The sequence below is a fragment of the Nocardioides anomalus genome (genome assembly GCF_011046535.1).
In the GTDB taxonomy this organism is placed as follows: Bacteria; Actinomycetota; Actinomycetes; order Propionibacteriales; family Nocardioidaceae; genus Nocardioides; species Nocardioides anomalus.
Map to the genome: position 1 here is coordinate 2,702,543 of NZ_CP049257.1, position 18,005 is coordinate 2,720,547.

Annotated in this window: 15 protein-coding genes; 10 read left to right on the forward strand and 5 right to left on the reverse strand. The window is 72.8% G+C overall.

Going from position 1 to position 18,005, the window contains the following annotated elements; genetic code table 11:
* Nucleotides 1–36: 36 nt before the first annotated feature.
* Both G5V58_RS13620 and G5V58_RS13625 read left to right on the forward strand, forming a co-directional pair.
* Entirely contained in the window at nt 37–978 is a 942-nt protein-coding gene (locus tag G5V58_RS13620) for an ABC transporter ATP-binding protein (protein WP_165233586.1), read from the forward strand.
* On the forward strand, nt 975–1,820 hold the full coding sequence (locus tag G5V58_RS13625) for an ABC transporter permease subunit (protein ID WP_165233589.1): 846 nt from the start codon (nt 975–977) through the stop codon (nt 1,818–1,820). Before G5V58_RS13620 ends, G5V58_RS13625 begins: the two co-directional genes overlap by 4 nt.
* 61 nt (nt 1,821–1,881) lie before the next feature.
* Here G5V58_RS13625 and glnA read toward each other — a convergent pair whose 3' ends face one another.
* The gene (gene glnA / locus G5V58_RS13630) at nt 1,882–3,300 is read right to left on the reverse strand and encodes a type I glutamate--ammonia ligase (RefSeq protein WP_165233592.1); all 1,419 of its coding nucleotides are present in this window, start codon (nt 3,298–3,300) and stop codon (nt 1,882–1,884) included.
* Between the two features lie 221 nt (nt 3,301–3,521).
* Between glnA and G5V58_RS13635 the strand changes: the two genes are divergently transcribed.
* From G5V58_RS13635 to G5V58_RS13645, 3 genes are read left to right on the forward strand one after another with little or no spacing between them, the layout of a single operon-like run.
* Entirely contained in the window at nt 3,522–3,932 is a 411-nt protein-coding gene (locus G5V58_RS13635; RefSeq protein WP_165233595.1) for an RDD family protein, read from the forward strand.
* Between the two features lie 2 nt (nt 3,933–3,934).
* On the forward strand, nt 3,935–4,810 hold the full coding sequence (locus G5V58_RS13640) for an LppX_LprAFG lipoprotein (protein WP_165233598.1): 876 nt from the start codon (nt 3,935–3,937) through the stop codon (nt 4,808–4,810).
* 59 nt (nt 4,811–4,869) lie between these two features.
* Nucleotides 4,870–5,505: a LysE family translocator gene (locus tag G5V58_RS13645; RefSeq protein WP_165233601.1), complete on the forward strand. Its 636-nt coding sequence runs from the start codon at nt 4,870–4,872 to the stop codon at nt 5,503–5,505.
* 22 nt (nt 5,506–5,527) lie between these two features.
* On the opposite strand, the gene G5V58_RS13650 is transcribed toward G5V58_RS13645, so the two are convergent.
* The 3 genes from G5V58_RS13650 to G5V58_RS13660 form a co-directional block, all read right to left on the reverse strand.
* A complete protein-coding gene (locus G5V58_RS13650) occupies nt 5,528–5,920 on the reverse strand; it encodes a response regulator (RefSeq protein WP_165233604.1) in 393 nt (130 codons plus the stop codon).
* Nucleotides 5,921–5,964: 44 nt separating this feature from the next.
* Nucleotides 5,965–7,356 carry a pyruvoyl-dependent arginine decarboxylase gene (locus tag G5V58_RS13655; RefSeq protein ID WP_165233608.1) on the reverse strand — a complete coding sequence of 464 codons (1,392 nt, stop codon included), beginning with the start codon at nt 7,354–7,356 and terminating at the stop codon, nt 5,965–5,967.
* A 110-nt stretch (nt 7,357–7,466) separates the two neighbouring features.
* Nucleotides 7,467–10,265 carry an ATP-binding protein gene (locus G5V58_RS13660; protein ID WP_165233611.1) on the reverse strand — a complete coding sequence of 933 codons (2,799 nt, stop codon included), beginning with the start codon at nt 10,263–10,265 and terminating at the stop codon, nt 7,467–7,469.
* A gap of 126 nt (nt 10,266–10,391) precedes the next feature.
* Here G5V58_RS13660 and G5V58_RS13665 point away from each other — a divergent pair, with 126 nt between their 5' ends.
* From G5V58_RS13665 to G5V58_RS13680, 4 genes are all read left to right on the forward strand, one after another.
* Nucleotides 10,392–11,237: a 50S ribosomal protein L11 methyltransferase gene (locus G5V58_RS13665; protein WP_165233614.1), complete on the forward strand. Its 846-nt coding sequence runs from the start codon at nt 10,392–10,394 to the stop codon at nt 11,235–11,237.
* An 86-nt stretch (nt 11,238–11,323) separates the two neighbouring features.
* On the forward strand, nt 11,324–13,453 hold the full coding sequence (locus G5V58_RS13670; RefSeq protein WP_165233617.1) for a bifunctional diguanylate cyclase/phosphodiesterase: 2,130 nt from the start codon (nt 11,324–11,326) through the stop codon (nt 13,451–13,453).
* Between the two features lie 9 nt (nt 13,454–13,462).
* Complete coding sequence (locus G5V58_RS13675; protein WP_165233620.1) at nt 13,463–14,068, forward strand: sulfite oxidase-like oxidoreductase; 606 nt, start codon at nt 13,463–13,465, stop codon at nt 14,066–14,068.
* A 3-nt stretch (nt 14,069–14,071) separates the two neighbouring features.
* A complete protein-coding gene (locus G5V58_RS13680) occupies nt 14,072–14,797 on the forward strand; it encodes an FAD-binding oxidoreductase (RefSeq protein WP_230486620.1) in 726 nt (241 codons plus the stop codon).
* 559 nt (nt 14,798–15,356) lie between these two features.
* Here the strand turns inward: G5V58_RS13680 and G5V58_RS13685 are convergent.
* Nucleotides 15,357–16,538 carry a glycosyltransferase gene (locus G5V58_RS13685; protein WP_165233623.1) on the reverse strand — a complete coding sequence of 394 codons (1,182 nt, stop codon included), beginning with the start codon at nt 16,536–16,538 and terminating at the stop codon, nt 15,357–15,359.
* Between the two features lie 168 nt (nt 16,539–16,706).
* On the opposite strand from G5V58_RS13685, the gene G5V58_RS13690 reads away from it, so the two are divergent.
* The gene (locus G5V58_RS13690; protein WP_165233626.1) at nt 16,707–17,981 is read left to right on the forward strand and encodes an MFS transporter; all 1,275 of its coding nucleotides are present in this window, start codon (nt 16,707–16,709) and stop codon (nt 17,979–17,981) included.
* Nucleotides 17,982–18,005 lie beyond the last annotated feature (24 nt).

Here is an 18,005-nt window from a genome sequence, read left to right on the forward strand (position 1 = left end):
CCGGCCTACCGTGGGAGGAAACCACGAGAGGTCGTCATGATCGAAGCGCAAGCGCTCACCAAGAGGTACGACGCGAAGCTCGCGGTCGACGACCTCTCCTTCACCGTCCGGCCGGGCGTGGTCACCGGTTTCCTCGGTCCGAACGGTGCCGGCAAGTCCACGACGATGCGGATGATGATCGGCCTGGACCGCCCGTCGTCGGGCTCGGTCTCGATCAACGGCAGGCCGTACGCCGAGCACGCCGCCCCGCTGCACGAGGTCGGCGCCCTGCTCGAGGCCCGCGGCATCCACCCGGGCCGGAGCGCCCGCAACCACCTGCGCGCCCTCGCGCTGACCAGCGGCATCAGCCGCGGCCGGGTCGACCAGGTGCTGGACATGGTGGGGCTGACCTCGGTCGCCGGGCAGCGCGTCGGCTCCTTCTCGCTCGGCATGGGCCAGCGCCTCGGGGTGGCCGCCGCCCTGCTCGGCGACCCGCACACGCTGATCCTCGACGAGCCGGTCAACGGCCTCGACCTCGACGGCATCCGGTGGATCCGGGCGCTGCTGCGCCGGCTGGCGGACGAGGGCCGCACGGTGTTCCTGTCCTCGCACCTGATGAGCGAGATGGCGGTCACCGCCGACCACGTCATCGTCATCGGCCAGGGCCGGCTGCTGCGCGACCAGCCGATGGCCGACTTCATCCGCGAGGCCGACGTGGACTCGATCCGCGTCGTCACTCCCGACCGCGAGCGGCTGGCCCAGGCGCTCGAGCGGTCCGGCGCGACGGTGACCACCGACCAGGACTCCACCGAGCCGGCGCTGACCGTCGCCGGCACCACCGCCCGTGAGGTCGGCACCCTCGCCGCCGAGGCGGGCATCACCCTGTGGGAGCTGACCCCGAGCGCCGGCTCCCTCGAGGACGCCTACCTCGCCCTCACCCGCGAGTCCCTGGACTACCAGGACCGCGCCGACGACCCCAGCCAGGAGCTCGCCTCGTGACCACCTCCACCCACGCACGCCCGGCCGACGACTCCGCACCCGTCGCCCGCGCCACCCACGTCGAGGGCCGGGTCGACGGGCGGGTCACCGCGGGAGGCGTCATCGCCTCGGAGTGGCTCAAGTTCCGCAGCCTCCGCTCGACTCTGCTGGTGCTGGCCGCCGCCGTCGTCGGCATGGTCGCCTTCGGCGCGATCATCGCCTACAACACCCGCCACCCCGCGGGGGTCGACCCGGAGGATCTGGTCGCCTCCGGGCCGCTGCAGGGCTACTACCTGGGCCAGCTGCTCATGGGTGCGCTCGGCGTCCTAGTGGTCAGCGGCGAGTACAGCTCCGGCATGATCCGGGCGACCCTGGCCGCCGTACCGCGACGCGTGCCGGTGCTGGTGGCGAAGGCCGTGGTCTTCACCGTCGTCGTCGGCGTGGCCATGGTCGTCGCCTCGGTGGTCGCGTTCCTGCTCGCCCAGTCGGTCCTGTCCGGCTACCGCCCGACGTACAGCCTGTCCGACGGCAGCACGCTGCGGGTCGTGGTCGGCACCGGTGTCTACCTCACCCTCGTCGGGTTGATCGGCAGCGTCTTCGGCTGGCTGGTCCGCAGCACCCCCGGAGCGCTCGTCGCCACCCTGGCCGTGATCCTCGTGCTGCCGATCCTCTTCGAGCTGGTCTTCCCCAGCTGGGGCACCTACATCGCCGCCTACCTGCCCACCGGAGCCGGCCAGAGCTTCTCGACCACCCTGGCGCAGCCGCACGCCCTCTCCCCCTGGGTCGGGCTCGCCGTCATGGTCGCCTGGGTCCTCGGCGGTCTCGTGGCCTCCGCGGTCGTGCTGCAGCGCCGGGACGCCTGACCCCGAGACGACGAACCGCCCGTGACCTGATGAGCAGGTCACGGGCGGTCCGCTGGAAGACTCAGATGTCGTAGTACAGCTCGAACTCGTGCGGGTGCGGGCGCAGCTGCACGGGGGCGATCTCGTTCTGGCGCTTGTAGTCGATCCAGGTCTCGATCAGGTCGGGCGTGAAGACGTTGCCGACGGTCAGGAACTCGTGGTCCGCCTCGAGGGAGTCGAGGACGGCACCGAGCGAGGTCGGGACCTGGTCGATCTCGGCCATCTCGTCCGGCGGGAGCTCGTAGATGTCCTTGTCGATGGGCGCCGGGGGCTCGGTCTTGTTCTTGATGCCGTCGACGCCGGCCAGCATGAGAGCGGAAAACGCGAGGTAGGGGTTCGCCGACGGGTCGGGGAACCGGCACTCCACGCGCTTGGCCTTGGGGTTGGAGCCCGTGATCGGGATCCGGACGCTGGCCGAGCGGTTGCGGCTGGAGTAGACGAGCGAGATCGGGGCCTCGAAGCCCGGCACCAGGCGGTGGTAGGAGTTCACCGACGGGTTGGTGAAGGCCAGCAGCGAGGGCGCGTGCTGCAGGATGCCGCCGATGTACCAGCGGGCGGTGTCGGACAGCCCGCCGTACCCGGTCTCGTCGTAGAACAGCGGGTCGCCGTCGCGCCACAGGGACTGGTGGACGTGCATGCCGGAGCCGTTGTCGCCGAAGATCGGCTTGGGCATGAAGGTGACCGACTTGCCGGCCTCCCAGGCGGTGTTCTTGATGAGGTACTTGAACTTCATCACGTCGTCGGCGGCCTTGAGCAGCGTGTCGAAGCGGTAGTTGATCTCCGCCTGACCCGCGGTGCCGACCTCGTGGTGCGCCCGCTCGACGAGCAGCCCGCAGTTCTCGAGGTTCTTGACCATGGCGTCGCGCAGGTCGCCGTAGTGGTCGTACGGCGCGACCGGGAAGTAGCCGCCCTTGAAGCGGGTCTTGTAGCCCCGGTTGTCGCCCTCCTGGCCCGAGTTCCACCAGCCCTCGACCGAGTCGATGTGGTAGTAGCCCTCGTTGGCGTCGGTGGAGTAGCGCACCGAGTCGAAGATGTAGAACTCGGCCTCCGGCGCGAAGTACGCCGTGTCCGCGATCCCGGTGGTGCCGAGGTAGGTCAGCGCCTTGCGCGCGATGTTGCGGGGGTCGCGGGAGTAGGCCTCGCCCGTGATCGGGTCGTGGATGAAGAAGCTCAGGTTGAGCGTCTTGGCCACGCGGAACGGGTCGACGTACGCCGTGGTCGGGTCCGGGAACAGCGCCATGTCCGACTCGTTGATGGCCTGGAACCCGCGGATCGAGGAGCCGTCGAAGGCCAGGCCGTCGTCGAAGACGCTCTGGTCGAAGGAGGACACCGGCACGGTGAAGTGCTGCTCGATGCCGGGCAGGTCGACGAAGCGGACGTCGACGAACTCGACGCCCTCGTCCTTGACGAACTTGAGCAGCTCGTCGCTGTTCTGGAACATGCAGTCTCTCCTGACGCTGTTGAGGTCCAGCGCAACGTATGCAGGGGCAGTTTCTCGACCGTATCGCGATTGTTTCGGCCGTGTAACAGGTGTCCCGGCCCCGTGAACAGCCCGTACGCCAGACACCACCGGCCAACAGCGCGCCGATGCGCAGGGCTCAGGTCGCGGTCTCCCGGCCACCGGACTCGAGGGACGCGCCAGCGGCCTGAGAGGCTGGTGGCGTGGAGACCGCGACGTGGGCACGGCGCATCGGCGCACTGGCCGTCGACTGGTTCGCCTCGACCCTGGTGGTGCTGTTCGCGGTGGGCGGGTACGAGAACTGGGCGGGTGACCAGGAGGCCGGGTTCTACGTCCTGGGCGTCTTCGTCGTCGAGTCGACGCTGTTCACCGCGCTGAGCGGCGGGTCGTTCGGGCAGGTGGCCACCCGGCTGCGGGTGGTGCGGGAGAACGGCGACCCGCGGCCGCTGCCGCTCCACCTCGCGCTGGTGCGCCAGGTCCTGATCGCGGTGGTGATCCCGCCGCTGGTCTACCGCCCCGACGGCCGGGGACTGCACGACGTGGCGGCCGGCAGCGCGGTGGTGACGCTCCAGACGTTCCGCTCCCTGACTGGGCGCGGCTCCGTACAGTCGTAGCCATGCGCTCGCTCCCCCGCCACTCCCGCCGTCCCGTACGCCGGACGCTGGCCGCCGCGGCGGCCACGGCCGCCCTGCTCGCGCTCGCCGGGTGCGGCGGGGACGACTCCGGCGGGTCCAAGGCCTCCGACGACACCGGCAGCTCGAGCAGCGCCTCGGCCAGCACCGGCGCGTCCGACGACACCAGCGCGAGCGCGGACGCCACCGACGACGCGACCGAGGACGCCGGGAGCGGCTCGGGCGAGTCGGTCACGGCCGCGGAGTTCACCGACGTGCTGCAGAACGCCCTGGACGAGGCGACGACGGCCAACCTGACCATGGACCTCGGCCAGCTGGGCTCGGGCACCGGCGCCGCCGACTACACCCAGGACCCGCCCGCGACCGCGGTGAAGCTGAGCATGCCGGCGCTCGGGGGCGACCTCGAGGTCCGCCAGGTCGACGGGACCATCTACCTCAAGGGTGCGCAGTTCGGTGACTCGTGGGTCTCGATCGAGGCCGGCGACAAGAGCAGCCCCCTGGGCGACCTGGGCAACCAGCTCGACCCGGCCAAGCAGTTCGAGACCTACGCCGCCGCGGTGACCGAGGCGACCCACGACGGCGACGACGAGGTCGACGGCGAGACGCTCGACAAGTACACGACGACCGTCGACACCGCCAAGCTCGTCTCGCAGATGCCGCAGGCGGCGGGCGGCGCGGCCGGCCTGCCCGACACCCTGACCCAGGAGTGGTGGTTCGACGACGAGGGCCGCATCCGCCAGTTCACGATGGACATCGCGGGCGCGCCGATCAAGCTCGGACTCTCCGACTGGGGCGCCGACGTCTCGGTCGAGGCGCCGCCGGCCGACCAGGTCAAGCCGTTCAACCCCGGCGCTGCCTGATCCCACCGGTCGGCAGAACCCGCTCGCCCCAGGACCCGCGGCGCCGCTAGCGTCGCGCCGTGGGTCACTCGCTGCTCGCCTTCGTCATCGCCTCGCTACTGTTCATCCAGGTGCCGGGGCCGAGCCTGCTGTTCACCATCGGCCGCGCGCTGACCGTGGGCCGCTCCGACGCCCTGCTGTCGGTGGTCGGCAACGCGCTGGGCCTGCTGGTGCAGATCGCGCTCCTCGCGGTGGGGCTGGGCGCGGTCGTGGCCGCCAGCGCGAACGCCTTCACGGTGCTCAAGCTGGTCGGCGCGGCGTACGTCGTCCACCTGGGCGTGCAGGCGATCCGGCACCGCGGCGACGCGCGCCGCGCGCTGGACGACCCAGCCGCCGCGCCGCGGTCGCGCGGCTGGACGTCGGTGCGGATCGGGGTGGTGGTCGGCCTGACCAACCCCAAGACCATCGTGTTCTTCGCGGCGTTCCTGCCGCAGTTCGTCGACGACAGCCGGCCGGCGGCGCCGCAGCTGCTGCTGCTCGGGCTGCTGTTCTGCCTCATGGCCACGGTGTCCGACTCGTGCTGGGCGCTGGCCTCGGCCCGCGCCAAGCGGTGGTTCGCGCGCAAGCCCGAGCGGCTCGACCGGCTGGGCGCCACCGGCGGGCTGATGATGATCGGTCTGGGCGCGACGCTGGCCACGACCGGCAACCACGCCTAGCCGGGCGACGCGAGCGGTGGGCTCAGCCCGCCTCGGGCAGGCTCCAGTGCAGCAGCTCGCTGACCCGGTCCCCCAGCGTCATCGGGTTGTAGGGCTTGGCGATCATGCCGCGGATGCCGGTGTCCTCCCACGGCTGCCGCTCGCCGGGCCGGCCCTTGGCGGTGAAGAGGATGACCGGGATGTCGCGGGTGCGCTCGTCGGCCTGGAGCTGCTGGAACGTCGTGAGCCCGTCGATGTCGGGCATCATCATGTCCAGCAGCACGGCGTCGGGACGGTGCTCGCGGCACATGTCGATCGCGGCGTACCCACCGTCGGCCGTGAGCACGGTCCACCCGCTGACGCTCTCGAGCGCCAGCTGCGTGAGGTCACGGATGTTCTCGTCGTCGTCGACGACCAGGACGGTCGGTGTGGGCATGGCCGGCCTCTCGCGGTTCGGGGTCACCTCCCAGAGTAGGGACCCTAGGCGTCGGGCGCGGCTGTTTCGCGAAGGCCACCGACCAGCAGGCCGGCGTAGTAGGTCTGCCGGTCCACGATCGTCGGGGTCACCCCGCTGACCTCCTCGACCAGCCGGACCGCGGTGGCGTTCATCCCGCGCTCGTCGTTGGCCTGGCAGCTGTCCCAAGCCGCGACGCCGCGGTCGTCGACGACCCGCTGCAGCGCGGTGCGGATCATCAGCTGGAAGATGCCGGCGCCGCGGTGCGCGGGGTGCACGAGGGTGAAGCCGAGGTAGTAGATGGCGCCGCGGGCGAACTCCTCGGGCCAGTGGTGCTGGAAGTACGTCGGGCTGACCCACGGCAGCGTCGCGACGTCGGTGGCCAGTGTGGACATGCCGATGGCCTTGTCGTCCTCGTCCCAGGCGATGTACTTGTGCACCCGCGGGTCGAGCATCTCCTCGAGGAACTCCTCCTCGGTGAGCAGCTGGCGCCCGGCGGCCTCGGTGTCGAGCTGGCCGAACGTCGCGACGTACAGCTGGTAGTAGCGCTTCGCCGTGGCGAAGTCGACCTCCTTCTCCACGCTGATCCGCTTGACCGGGCCGTCGGGGTCGAGGGCCGGGGCCGACGAGACCGGGGCCGGGGCGGGCCGGGCCGCGGCGGGTCGGTGGCCGTTGGACGAGACGCGGGGTGTGCCGGCGGGTGTGCCGTGGTCCTCGGCGATCCACTCCTCGGCGATCTGGGTGTGCGTGCCGCCCGGACCCGAGCCGGCGGCCGGGGAGGCTGCGGGCGGGGTGGCGACGAGGCCGTCGTCGGCGGCCACGGCCGCGGGGGCCGGCTCGCTGCCGTCGTACCAGGAGGTGACCCGGTAGGCGGCCAGCACCAGCGCGCAGACGGGGGCGTCGACGCACTCGGCCGAGGCCACGGTGATCTGCAGGTCGCGGTAGTGCCCGCCGCGCGCCCGGTTCATGTCGTCGAGGCTGGCCTCGATCTGCTCGACGACCGAGGCCTCGCTGGTGCCGTGGTGCTCCACGAACAGCCCGCCGCCGGTGTCGTCGGTGACCCAGCCGAGCCCGGCCCACGCGGTGTGCCCGGGCTGGTCGGCGAAGGCCTCGGCGCGCACGCAGAACAGCAGGTCCCCGTGGGTGCCCGCGAGCGGGCCGTCCACGTGGCGGATCCGGCTGGCCGGCGGGATGACCGAGGAGAGGGTCACCAGGTTGAAGTCCCCGACGCCGGCGTCGAGCAGGGCCGAGTCGAACGCCGACAGCGGCGTCTGCCCGGTGCCGGAGCCGGTCCGGATCGAGATGGTGAGCCCCTTGGCCGCCGCGCCTCCCGTCGTCGCGGTCGCCGCGGTGTCCGCCGTCGTCGCCGGCCCGGTGACCGGAGCCGCGGCGAGGGACTCAGTGCGTGAAGACGCCATCTTCCTCTCCCTGTGTGACCCCGTGCTGTCGTGTGACCGCCCCGACCAGCGCGAGCACCTGGTCCCGCAGCTGCTCGGGGCTGGTGCGGCCCTTGGTGAGGAAGACAGTTCTACCGAGTCGCAGCTCCTCGCGCGCGCCCGGGTCCACGTCGGCGGCGCTGTAGACCACGACGGGGGTGTCGGCGAGGGGCCAGCGGTGGCTGAACGCGGTGACGACCTCGCTGCCGTCGCCGTCGGGGGAGCCGGATGTCGAGCACGATGACGTCGGGGCGCTCCTGGGCACCGCGCTCGATCGCCTCGGCGGCCGAGGCCGCCGGCACGACGCGCAGGCCCTCGTCGGCCAGCAGCGTGCTCACGACCTGGGCCAGCTGCTCGTCGTCCTCGACGAGGAGCACGACGCCCTCGCCGACGTGGTCCTTCATCACCAGCGAGACGGCCGTGACCAGCCGCTCCTCGCTGACCGGCTTGACCAGCCACCCGTCGGCCGCGCCGGCGGCGTCACGGTCGGCCTCGGGACCCATGCCCGAGATGACCACGATCGGGATGTCGCGGGTCTGCGGCGAGCTGCGCAGGGTGGACATCACCTGCGCACCGGTGGTGCCCGGCATCATCAGGTCCAGCACCACCGCGCTGGGTCGCTGCGACCGGGCCAGGTCGATGGCCTGCTCGCCGTCGGTGACGCCGACCGGGCGGTAGCCGTGCTCGCGCAGCATCTCCGCGAACTGCTCGACCACGGTGGCGTCGTCGTCGCAGACCAGGACGGTGGGTCCGGTCGGCCCGTCGCCCCCGCCGCCGGGGGGCACCGGGTCCGCCGTGCGCCGGGCGGCCGCGGGCAGCGTGAAGTGCACCGTGGTGCCGACGCCGAGCTCGCTCTCGATCCAGATCCGGCCGCCGTGCCGCTCGACGATGCCCTTGCTGATGGCCAGTCCGAGCCCCGTCCCGCCCTTCTGCCGGGTGTCGGAGGAGTCGACCTGCTGGAAGCGCTCGAAGACCGACTCCAGCTTGTCCGCCGGGATGCCGCGACCGTCGTCGCTGACCCGGAAGTGCACCTCGTCGCCCTCCTCCGCCGCCTCGAGGCGCACGACGGCGCCGCGCTCGGAGAACTTCAGCGCGTTGCCGACCAGGTTCAGCAGGGTCTGGATGACCCGGTCCTCGTCGGCCTGGACCCGGCCGTGGGCGTCGGCGACCTCGACCCGCACGCCCAGCTGGCTGCCCATCCCCTCGATCTGGCGCACCGCGGAGTCGAGGAGGTGGCGCGCGTCGAGCGAGGTGAGCTCCATCGGTCGCGTGCCGGACTCCATCCGCTCGATGTCGAGCAAGTCGTTGATCAGCCGGGTGAGCCGCTCGGTGCTCTGCGACGCGACGTCGATGAGCTTGCCCGCGCGCTCGGGGAGCTCGCCCATCCGGCCGCCGGCCAGCAGCCCGAGCGAGCCGCGGATCGAGGTGAGCGGGGTGCGCAGCTCGTGGCTGACCACGGAGAGGAACTCGTCCTTCATCCGGTCCACCTCGCGCCGCTGGGTGACGTCGCGGAAGACCACCACCGCACCGCGGACCTCGTCGCCGTCGACCAGCGGGGAGGCGGTGATCTCGACGGGGAAGACCGAGCCGTCGGCGCGGACGTACTCGTCCTCCTCCGAGCTCGCCACCAGTCCGTGGGTGATCGCCTCGAAGACGTAGCACTGCGACCAGGCATACGGCGTCCCGTCGGCGGCCGGCGCGTGGAAGACGTCGTGGGCGCGGCGGCCCTCGAGCTCCTCGGGCCGGTAGCCCAGCGCGGCGGCGCCCGAGGGGTTGACGAAGGTGACGCGGCCCTGGTGGTCCACGCCGTACACGCCGTCGCCCACCGAGGTCACCAGCACCTCGTTCTGGCGCGCGAGCCGGCGCAGGTCGGCCGTCTGCTCCTCGACGCGGCGCTCCAGGCCGTGGCGCAGCAGGTTGTTGTCGGTGGTGAGGAGCACCTGGCGCACTCCGGCCGCGACCATGATGACGACCCACAGCACCGACTGCGCCCGCAGGAGCTGGCCGCTGCCGCCCACGAGGACCTGCACCAGGGTTGCGGCGACGAGGACCGTGAAGACCAGCGTGGTGCCCAGGGCGTCGGAGACGCTGGCCGGGATCCGACTGCGGGGCGCCTCGTCGCGGGGCGGGGTGGTCGCGGCCAGGCCCAGGAGCAGGTAGCCCAGGATCCAGCCGAGGTCGAGGACGGTGCCGAAGTAGAAGTCGCCGCGGTTGGTGCGCACGGCGTACTGCAGGTCCGAGGTGGCGTAGAGCAGGTAGGCCACCGCGACCATGGCGAGCATCAGCCGGTCCTGCGGCGCCGCGCGCACGACGAGCAGGACGGCGACGGTGGCCAGAAGGACGTCGAGCACCGGGAAGGCCACCCCGGTGACCTGGTCGACGGTGGTGGTGGCGGTGTCGGACTCGAGGAGCGCGGAGAACGCCGTGGCCGAGACGATGAGCAGGAACGCGCCGCCCGCCACCACACCGTCGAGGAGGGTGACCGCGAGCTCGGCCCCGCGCCGGCGCCGGACGGGGAAGATGGCCAGCGCGATGATCGAGACGACGAGCGCGTAGGCCAGGCTGGTGATGCTGACCAGGCTCGGGTCGGTCGACGGGTCGGACCCCGTCGCGGCGACCCAGATGTTGCCCACGATCGCGACGACCCCGGCGGTGACCAGGACCTGCCACGGTCGCCGGGCCGCCGGCGGCCCGATCCGCGAACGGCGGTAGACGAGGACGGTCCCGACGAAGCCGGCGACGAGCAGGCCGGCACCGCTCACCTGCTCGCGCGCGGACTGCGGGAGCAGCGGGGTGAGGAGCACGACGAAGACCGCAGCGACGGCGGCGACGACGACAGCGGTGCGCCGGAAGCGCCGCTGGGCGTGCGTCACCGACGCAGTGGTCGCCATGCTCGGCACGCTACCGCCGCGCTGACCCGCCGCGCGGCGATACGCGCGGACCGGCACCGAGCCGTAGCACTAGTGTTACCCCGGCCGATCGCGAGGTCGGGACGGGTCGCCGGGCGGAAGGCTGGAATGAGCGCGGACGGGATCATCTGGTCCAACACCGACTACCCCTACCTGTGCCTGGTCGACCGCGAGCGCACGCTCGGCTTCCGCCGGGCCATCGAGCAGGTCGTCCGGCCCGGTGACGTGGTGGTCGAGGTCGGGGCCGGGACCGGCATCCTGACCCTGTTCGCCGCGGCCGCCGGCGCCGGAAAGGTGTACGCCGTCGAGATCGACCCGGTGCTCGCCCGCTGCCTGCGCGAGACCGTCGAGGCCAACGGCTTCGGCGGCATCGTCGAGGTCGTCGAGGGCGACGCGCTCACGGTGGACCTGCCGCGCGAGGTCGACGTGGTCGTCGCCGAGCTCGTGGAGACGGGCCTGCTCGACGAGATGCAGGTCGCGGTGCTCAACGGCCTGCACGCCCGGGGCGTGGTCGGCCCGCGCACCCGGCTGGTGCCGCAGACCTACACGACCAGCCTCCGGCTGGCGAGCACCGACCAGCGCTTCTACGGCTTCGTGGTGGCCGCACCGAAGCACGAGTGGCCCTACTACGCGCAGGACCCCGAGGCCTGGGAGCACCTGCGGTGGACGCCGGTGAGCGAGGCGGTCGAGGTCAGTGCCGTCGACTTCCGCACCGGCCGGGTCGACCCGGTGGTCGACACCGTGGTGACCTTCCACGTGCCGGACGGCCAGGAGGCCGACGCGCTGGTGCTGAGCGGGAGCGCCGGCCTCGCCGACGGTCTCGACCTGGGCGCCTGCAACTCCTTCAGCGGCGACAAGGTGCTGTCGCTGCCGCCCTGCCGCGGCGAGGTCCGGCTCCGGGTGCGCTACGAGATGGGTCGCGGACTGGACGACCTCGACGTGACGCTCGCCTGAGCGCGCGCGAGCCGGAGGCGTCCGCGCCCGGGGCAATTGCCCCGAACGCCCGCGCGACGGGGCCGTTTGCGGGGACGATGCAGGGCGTGGGCCGCCTGAGCCGACCGGCTGTCGTCGTGGCGCCGCTGGCCCTGGCCGGCGGCGGGTACGCCGCCCTGCCCGCGGGACCGGCCCGCGACGGGGTCTTCGCCGCTCTCGGCCTGGTCTGCGTGGTCGTCGCGGCCATCGGTCTGCGGCGCCACCGGCCCCGGCGGGTGACCGGGTGGGTCCTGGTCCTGGCCGGGTTCGCCGGCTGGGTGGTCGGCGACGCGCTGTTCTCGCTCCAGGGCGCCTGGGGCATCGACGCCTACCCGGCGCCGGCCGACGGCGCCTACCTCGCGGCGTACGTGCTGATGACGGTGGGACTGGCGGTCATGGTGCGCCGCGGGCGCGGCCCGGCCGAGCTCGCCGCGCTGCTGGACGCGGCGGTGGTGGCCACGGGTGTCGCGGTCGTGGCCGGCGTCTTCGTGCTCGCCCCGATCGCCACCGACAGCAGCCTCGGCGTGCTGGCCAAGCTGACCAGCGCCTTCTACCCCGTGGCCGACGTGCTGCTGCTGGGCATCCTGGTGCGCTGCTGGGCGCTGCCCGGCTCGCGTCCGCTCGCGCTGCGGATGCTCATGAGCGCGCTCGGGCTGGTGCTCGTCGGCGACCTCTACTACACCGGCACCACCCTGGCCACCGGCAGCGTGGAGACCCAGCTCGGCAACGACCTGGTCTGGTACGCCGGCTACGTGGTGCTCGCGGCCTCGACCTGGGACCGCTCGCTGCGTGAGCTGTCCGACCCGGCGCCGAGGGCCGAGGAGGGCGTCGACCCGGCGCGTCGGCTGCTCGTGCTCACCGGCGGGCTGCTGCTCCCGCCCGCCAGCCTGCTCGCCGACGGTCTCGACGGGCACCTGTCGGCCTGGCCGGTCGTCGTCGCGGGCTCGGCCGTGCTCTCGGTCCTGGTCCTGGTCCGGGTGGCCGGGCTGCTCCGGGTGGTCCGTCTCCAGTCCGAGCAGCTCTCCGCCCTCGCGCGCTCCGACGCGCTCACCGGCGTGCCCAACCGGCGCACGTGGGACTTCGAGCTGGCCCGCGCCTGCCGCAGCGCCAGCGAGAGCGGCCGGCCGCTGAGCGTCGCGCTGCTCGACCTGGACCACTTCAAGGACTACAACGACGCCCACGGCCACCCCGCCGGCGACCGGTTGCTCAAGGAGGCCACCGCCGCCTGGGGCCAGCACCTGCGCACCGGCGAGGTGCTCGCGCGGGTGGGCGGCGAGGAGTTCGGGGTGCTGTTCCCCGACCACGACGGCGAGGCGGCCCGCCTGCGGCTGCTGGAGATGCTGGTCGACACCCCGGCCGGTCAGACCTTCTCCGCCGGGGTGGCGACCTGGCACCAGGACACCGACTCCGCGGTCACCGTCGCCGCCGCCGACGAGGCGCTCTACAGCGCCAAGCGCGGCGGTCGCAACCAGGTCCGCGTCGCGCCGTACGTCCCCGCCGACCTGCTGCTCCCCCAGCCGCGCATCGCCCTGCAGCCGATCGTCGACCTGGCCACCGGCACCACCGTCGGCATGGAGGCGCTCAGCCGCTTCGCCGGCACCGGCCCGATGGAGGTCTTCGAGCAGGCGCGCACCCTCGGCCGGCTCGCCGAGCTCGAGGCGGCCGCCATCGGCAGCGCCCGCATGGTCGCGGTGCCGCGGATGCTGCTCTCGGTCAACGTCGACATCGCCTCGCTGACCGCGCCCGAGGTGCGCGCCGCGCTGGCCGGCGACCTCGAGTACGTCGTCGTGGAGGTCACCGAGCACACCCACAGCCCCGCGGACCCCGGCCGGGTGGCCGAGATCCAGGACGTGCTCGCCGACTACCGCGAGCGCGGCGCGCTGGTCGCCGTGGACGACTGGGGCACCGGCTACTCCGACATGGCCCGCCTCGACCTCATCGAGCCGGAGATCGTGAAGGTCGACATGTCGGTGGTGCAGGGGCTGGACTCCGCGCGCAGCCGGGCCCTGCTCGGCACGGTCCTGGCCTGGGCCACCCGCCGCGGCGCCAAGGTCTGTGCCGAGGGGATCGAGACCCAGGAGCAGCTCCAGATCCTCGGCGACCTCGGCGTGCACCTCGGCCAGGGCTTCCTCCTCGGCGTCCCCGAGCTCGCCGGCGCGCACCGCCGGACCCAGGCCCCGGAGCCCGCGGCTCAGTAGGCTGACCCCGTGGCGGTCACACGAGGGTTCCTGGGCAAGCGGCGCGGGCAGGAGCACCGCCTGCCGCCGGGGCAGTACGACGTCGGCGGCGGCTGGCCCGTCCTGACCGCCGAGGCCACCCCGCGCCTGGATCCGCAGCGCTGGACCATGACCGTCGACGGCCTGGTCTCCTCCCCCACCACCTGGACCTGGGACCAGCTCCACGAGCTGCCCCCGTCCTCCTACGTCGGGGACATCCACTGCGTGACGACCTGGTCGAAGTTCGACGTCACCTTCCGCGGCGTCAGCGTCGACCTGCTCCTCGAGGCCGCCGGACCGCAGCCCGAGGCGGCGTACGTCATGGCGCACTCGACCACCGGCTACACCACCAACCTGCCGCTCGCCGACGTCACCGACGGCAAGGCCTGGGTCGTCTGGGAGTACGGCGGCAAGCCGCTGCCCCGCGAGCACGGCGGCCCGGTCCGGCTGCTGGTGCCGCACCTGTACTTCTGGAAGTCCGCCAAGTGGGTCACCCGCCTCGAGCTGATGGCGCACGACCGCAGGGGGTTCTGGGAGCAGAACGGCTACCACGACCGCGGCGACCCGTGGGCCGAGCAGCGCTACCAGGGTGACTGAGCGGTGACCGACGCGCCGCTGCCGATCGAGGAGGTCCAGGCCGTCGAGACGGCGTGGACCACCGGCATCGTCATCGAGAAGGCCCAGCCCACCGACGACCTCGTGCAGCTGCGTGTGCACGTGCAGGACCGGATCCGGCACCGGCCCGGGCAGCACTACCTGATCCGCCTGCGCGCCCCCGACGACTACACCGCCCAGCGCTCCTACTCGGTCGCCTCCGACGACGACGACCCCCTCGTGGAGTTCCTCGTCGAGCGCCTCCCCGACGGCGAGGTGTCCTCGCACCTCTACGACGTGGTCGAGGTCGGCGACGAGCTCGAGGTCCGCGGCCCGATCGGTCGCTGGTTCACCTGGGACACCACGACCCCCGCCGTCGTGCTCGTCGGCGGCACCGGCGTCGTGCCGGCCGTGGCCATGCTCCGGACCGCGCGGCGGCTCGGGCGCACCGACCTGCTGCGGGTCGTGGCCGTCGGCCGCTCCCCCGACCACTTGCCGTACCGCGCCGAGCTGGCCAAGGCCGGAGCCTCGTTGGCCTACACGCGGGTCTCCGCCGACACGCGCGCCGCTGGTGCGCCGACGGCCGACGAGGTCCGGCCGCTGCTCGAGGGCGTCGAGCTGGCCTACGTGTGCGGCTCGGCGCGGTTCGCGTCGTACGCCGAGACGCTGCTGGTGGACTGTGGGATGCCGGTGGAGGGGATCAGGGTCGAGAGGTTCGGGCCTACGGGGTGAGGGGGCTGGGTGCTGGGTCTCGTGGTGCGGGCTCTCGGGGTCCGGCCGCCTGTGGACTGACCCGGCCTCCGCCTGACCGCAGCCCCCTCACCGAACGCAACCGACGCCGTGTTGCACGCGACTGCTCCCAGCGTGGTTGCGTCTCGTATGCGTGCCCCACGCCGCGGGTCTAGCGTTCGGCGAGGGGGCTGCGGTCCGGCGGGGGCCGGGTCAGCCCACAGGCGGCCTGGTCGGCGGCGGCACCGTCTCGCCTCCGCCTTCACGGGTTCGGGTGGGGTGCGGTCGAGGTCATTCGTGGATCGGGACCGCAGCGTGGTCGCCGAAGGCGGCCGCGCATTGTGGGGCGGGGCGCAGCCTCGCCCTTAGCGCGCCCCTACCAGCCAGACCGGGTCCCGCTGTCAAGGACGGACCTCTCGCCGAAGGCCGCCGTCCGCCACGAAGTGGCGCGTAGCGTCCTTGACAGCGGGAGTCGGGCTGGTAAGCGCGCGGCCGCACGCAATTGATCACGCCGAGAAGCAAGAACCGGCGACGGGCAAGCGAGAGCCCAGCACGAGGAGCCCTAGACCGCGACCTCCAGCGCCTGCGGCGCTGCGAGGCGGCGGATCAGGGCGGCGTAGGCGTCGAAGCAGCGCTGGTCGCTGAGTCGCTGGCGGTGGCGCAGGATCCGCTCGGTGTGCTCCTCGCGCTGCTCGAAGGCGGCCTCCCACACGCGTGCGACCGCGTCCGGGTCGCGGTCGGGGATGACCAGCCGCGGGTCGGCCACCATGAGCGCGGCGTCGCCGACGTCGGTGGTGACCGGGACGGCGCCGCAGGCCATGCCCTCGAGCAGGGAGAGGGGCGCGGCCTCGCCGTAGGCGCTGGTGATGGCCACCAGGTCGGCGCCGTTGTAGAGCCTCGGCATGTCGGCGCGGATGCCGAGCAGGTGCACGCGGTCGGTGGGGGCGCCGGCGGCGGCCAGGAGGTCGGCCAGCGCGGGGTTGGTGGCCACCATGCCGGCGCCGCAGAGCACGGCGTGGGCGTCGGGGTAGCGGCGCAGGAAGGTGGCGGCGGAGCGGACGAAGAGTCCGACGTCCTTCATCGGGTCGAAGCGTGCCGAGAGCAGCACGACGGGGGCGTCGCCGACCACGCCGAGGTCGCGGCGCACCTCGGCGCGGTCCTGCGGCGAGGAGCGGAAGCGGCGCAGGTCGGTGCCGTTGGGGATGACGGGGAGCTGGTCGAGCGGGATGCCGGTGGCCGCGTGGTACGCCGCCTGGGTGGAGCGGGCGCAGCAGACCGCGGCGACCACGACGCCGCGCTCGGTGAGCTCGACCAGCTGCTCGAGGCCGGCGCCGGAGTGCTCGGGGTCGGAGCGGTGCAGGCAGGCGACCACCGGCCGCTCGACCTCACGCAGGGCGATGAGCGGCTGCTCCTTGAGCGAGAGCACGACGTCGGCCTGCGCGGCCGCCCGCTCGACCGCGGCCAGGTGGAACGGCGTCAGCGGCTCGTGGGTCTCCCGCTCCAGCGCCTCCACCGGTACGCCGGCCGCGCGGAGCCGCTGGTGGCTGAGGTCGGCCTCGGCGGTCTGCACCGTGCCCTCGCGCACCGAGCGGTTGGTCAGCCCCAGCACCGCGTGCCGTTGCGCGGTCGTGGCGTCCAGGCTGCGCACCACCGCGGTGTGCAGCACTCGAGCGCCGCCGGAGAAGAAGCCTTCGTAGACCGACAGGACCCGCGGCCCGTCGTCGGGGAAACCCACCAGCGCCATGCCGCACCTCCGGTCACCGAGCTGAGCCTGAGCCGTCGCGACCGACGGTGACAGGCCGAGGTGTGCCGGAGGTCACAACCGTGTGCGGGTCGTGTGAACATCAGGTTTCCGGAGGCACCCGAAAACCGGACGACAGCCGTCGGCGGGCGCTGGAAGACTCCCGCCACGATGCTCGGATCGCTGCGCACCCGCTTCCGCCCGCCCTCCCCCCTCGCGGGCCGCCTGGCCGGGCAGTCGCTGCTGTTCGCGCTGGGCGAGGGCACGTTCATGACCGGCTCGGCGGTCTTCTACACCCAGATCGTCGGCCTGAGCGCGGCGCAGGTCGGGCTTGGGCTGACCATCGCGGGCGTGGCCGGCTTCGCGCTGGCCTGGCCGATGGGCAAGCTCGTGGACCGGTTCGGACCCAAGCGCTGCTGGGCGGTGAGCGCGGCCGGTCAGGCCGCCCTGTTCTCGCTGTGGCCGTTCATCGACGGCTTCCGGGGCTACGTCGCCATGGCCATGGTGATGGCGGTCTTCGAGTCCCTGGGCGGGGCGTCGCACGGCGCGTACACCATCGACGTGCTGCCACCGGAGGAGCGCGTGGAGTCGCGGGCCTACATGTACTCCGCGCTCAACCTGGGCTTCACCCTCGGCTCGCTGCTGGGCGGCATCGCGCTGGCCTTCGACTCCAACACGGTGCTGCACGCGCTGCCGTGGTTCGTCACCGCGGCCTTCCTGGTCAACGCCGCGGCGATCCTGCGGCTGCCCAACGCCCCGCACGACGAGCGCACGCCGGAGGAGCGGCGGGTCCGGCTGCCCGGGCCCGGCCCGCTGCGCAACGCCGGGTGGATGGCCGGCACCTTCTTCACCGGCGTGCTCTGGACCAACCAGGTCCTGCTCAACATCGTCATCCCGCTGTGGCTGGTGGAGCGCACCGACGCCCCCCGGGTGCTGCTCGCCTTCCTGTTCGGCACCAACACCGTGATGTGCATCTTCCTGCCGATGGCCGCGGCCCGAGGCGTGCGCGACATCTCGACCGCGCTGCGGGCGATCCGGCTCTCGACGGTGTTCTTCGTGGGCTCCTGCCTCATCACGCTCTACACCCACGAGACCGTGGGCTGGGTGACCATCGCCCTGGTCTGGCTCGGTCACGTGACCGTCACCGGCGCCGAGCTCTACCTGTCCGCGGCCAGCTGGTCCTTCGAGGCCGAGCTGATGGACCCCCGTCGCCGTGGTGAGTACCAAGGCGCCGCCGAGCTCAGCGGCACCCTCGGCCGGGTCTGGGCACCCGCGCTCTACACGTTCCTGGCCATGAGCTGGGGCGAGGCCGGGTGGCTGGTCATCGCGCTCATCGCCGTGGTCGCGACCGTCGGGCTGCACCCGTCGGTACGCCGGGCGCAGGCGTTCCTCGTGGAGCACGGACCACCCGCAGAGAAGGCGTCAAGGGCCACCGGGGCGGCGTAAGGGAACCGTCAAGACGACCCCTGA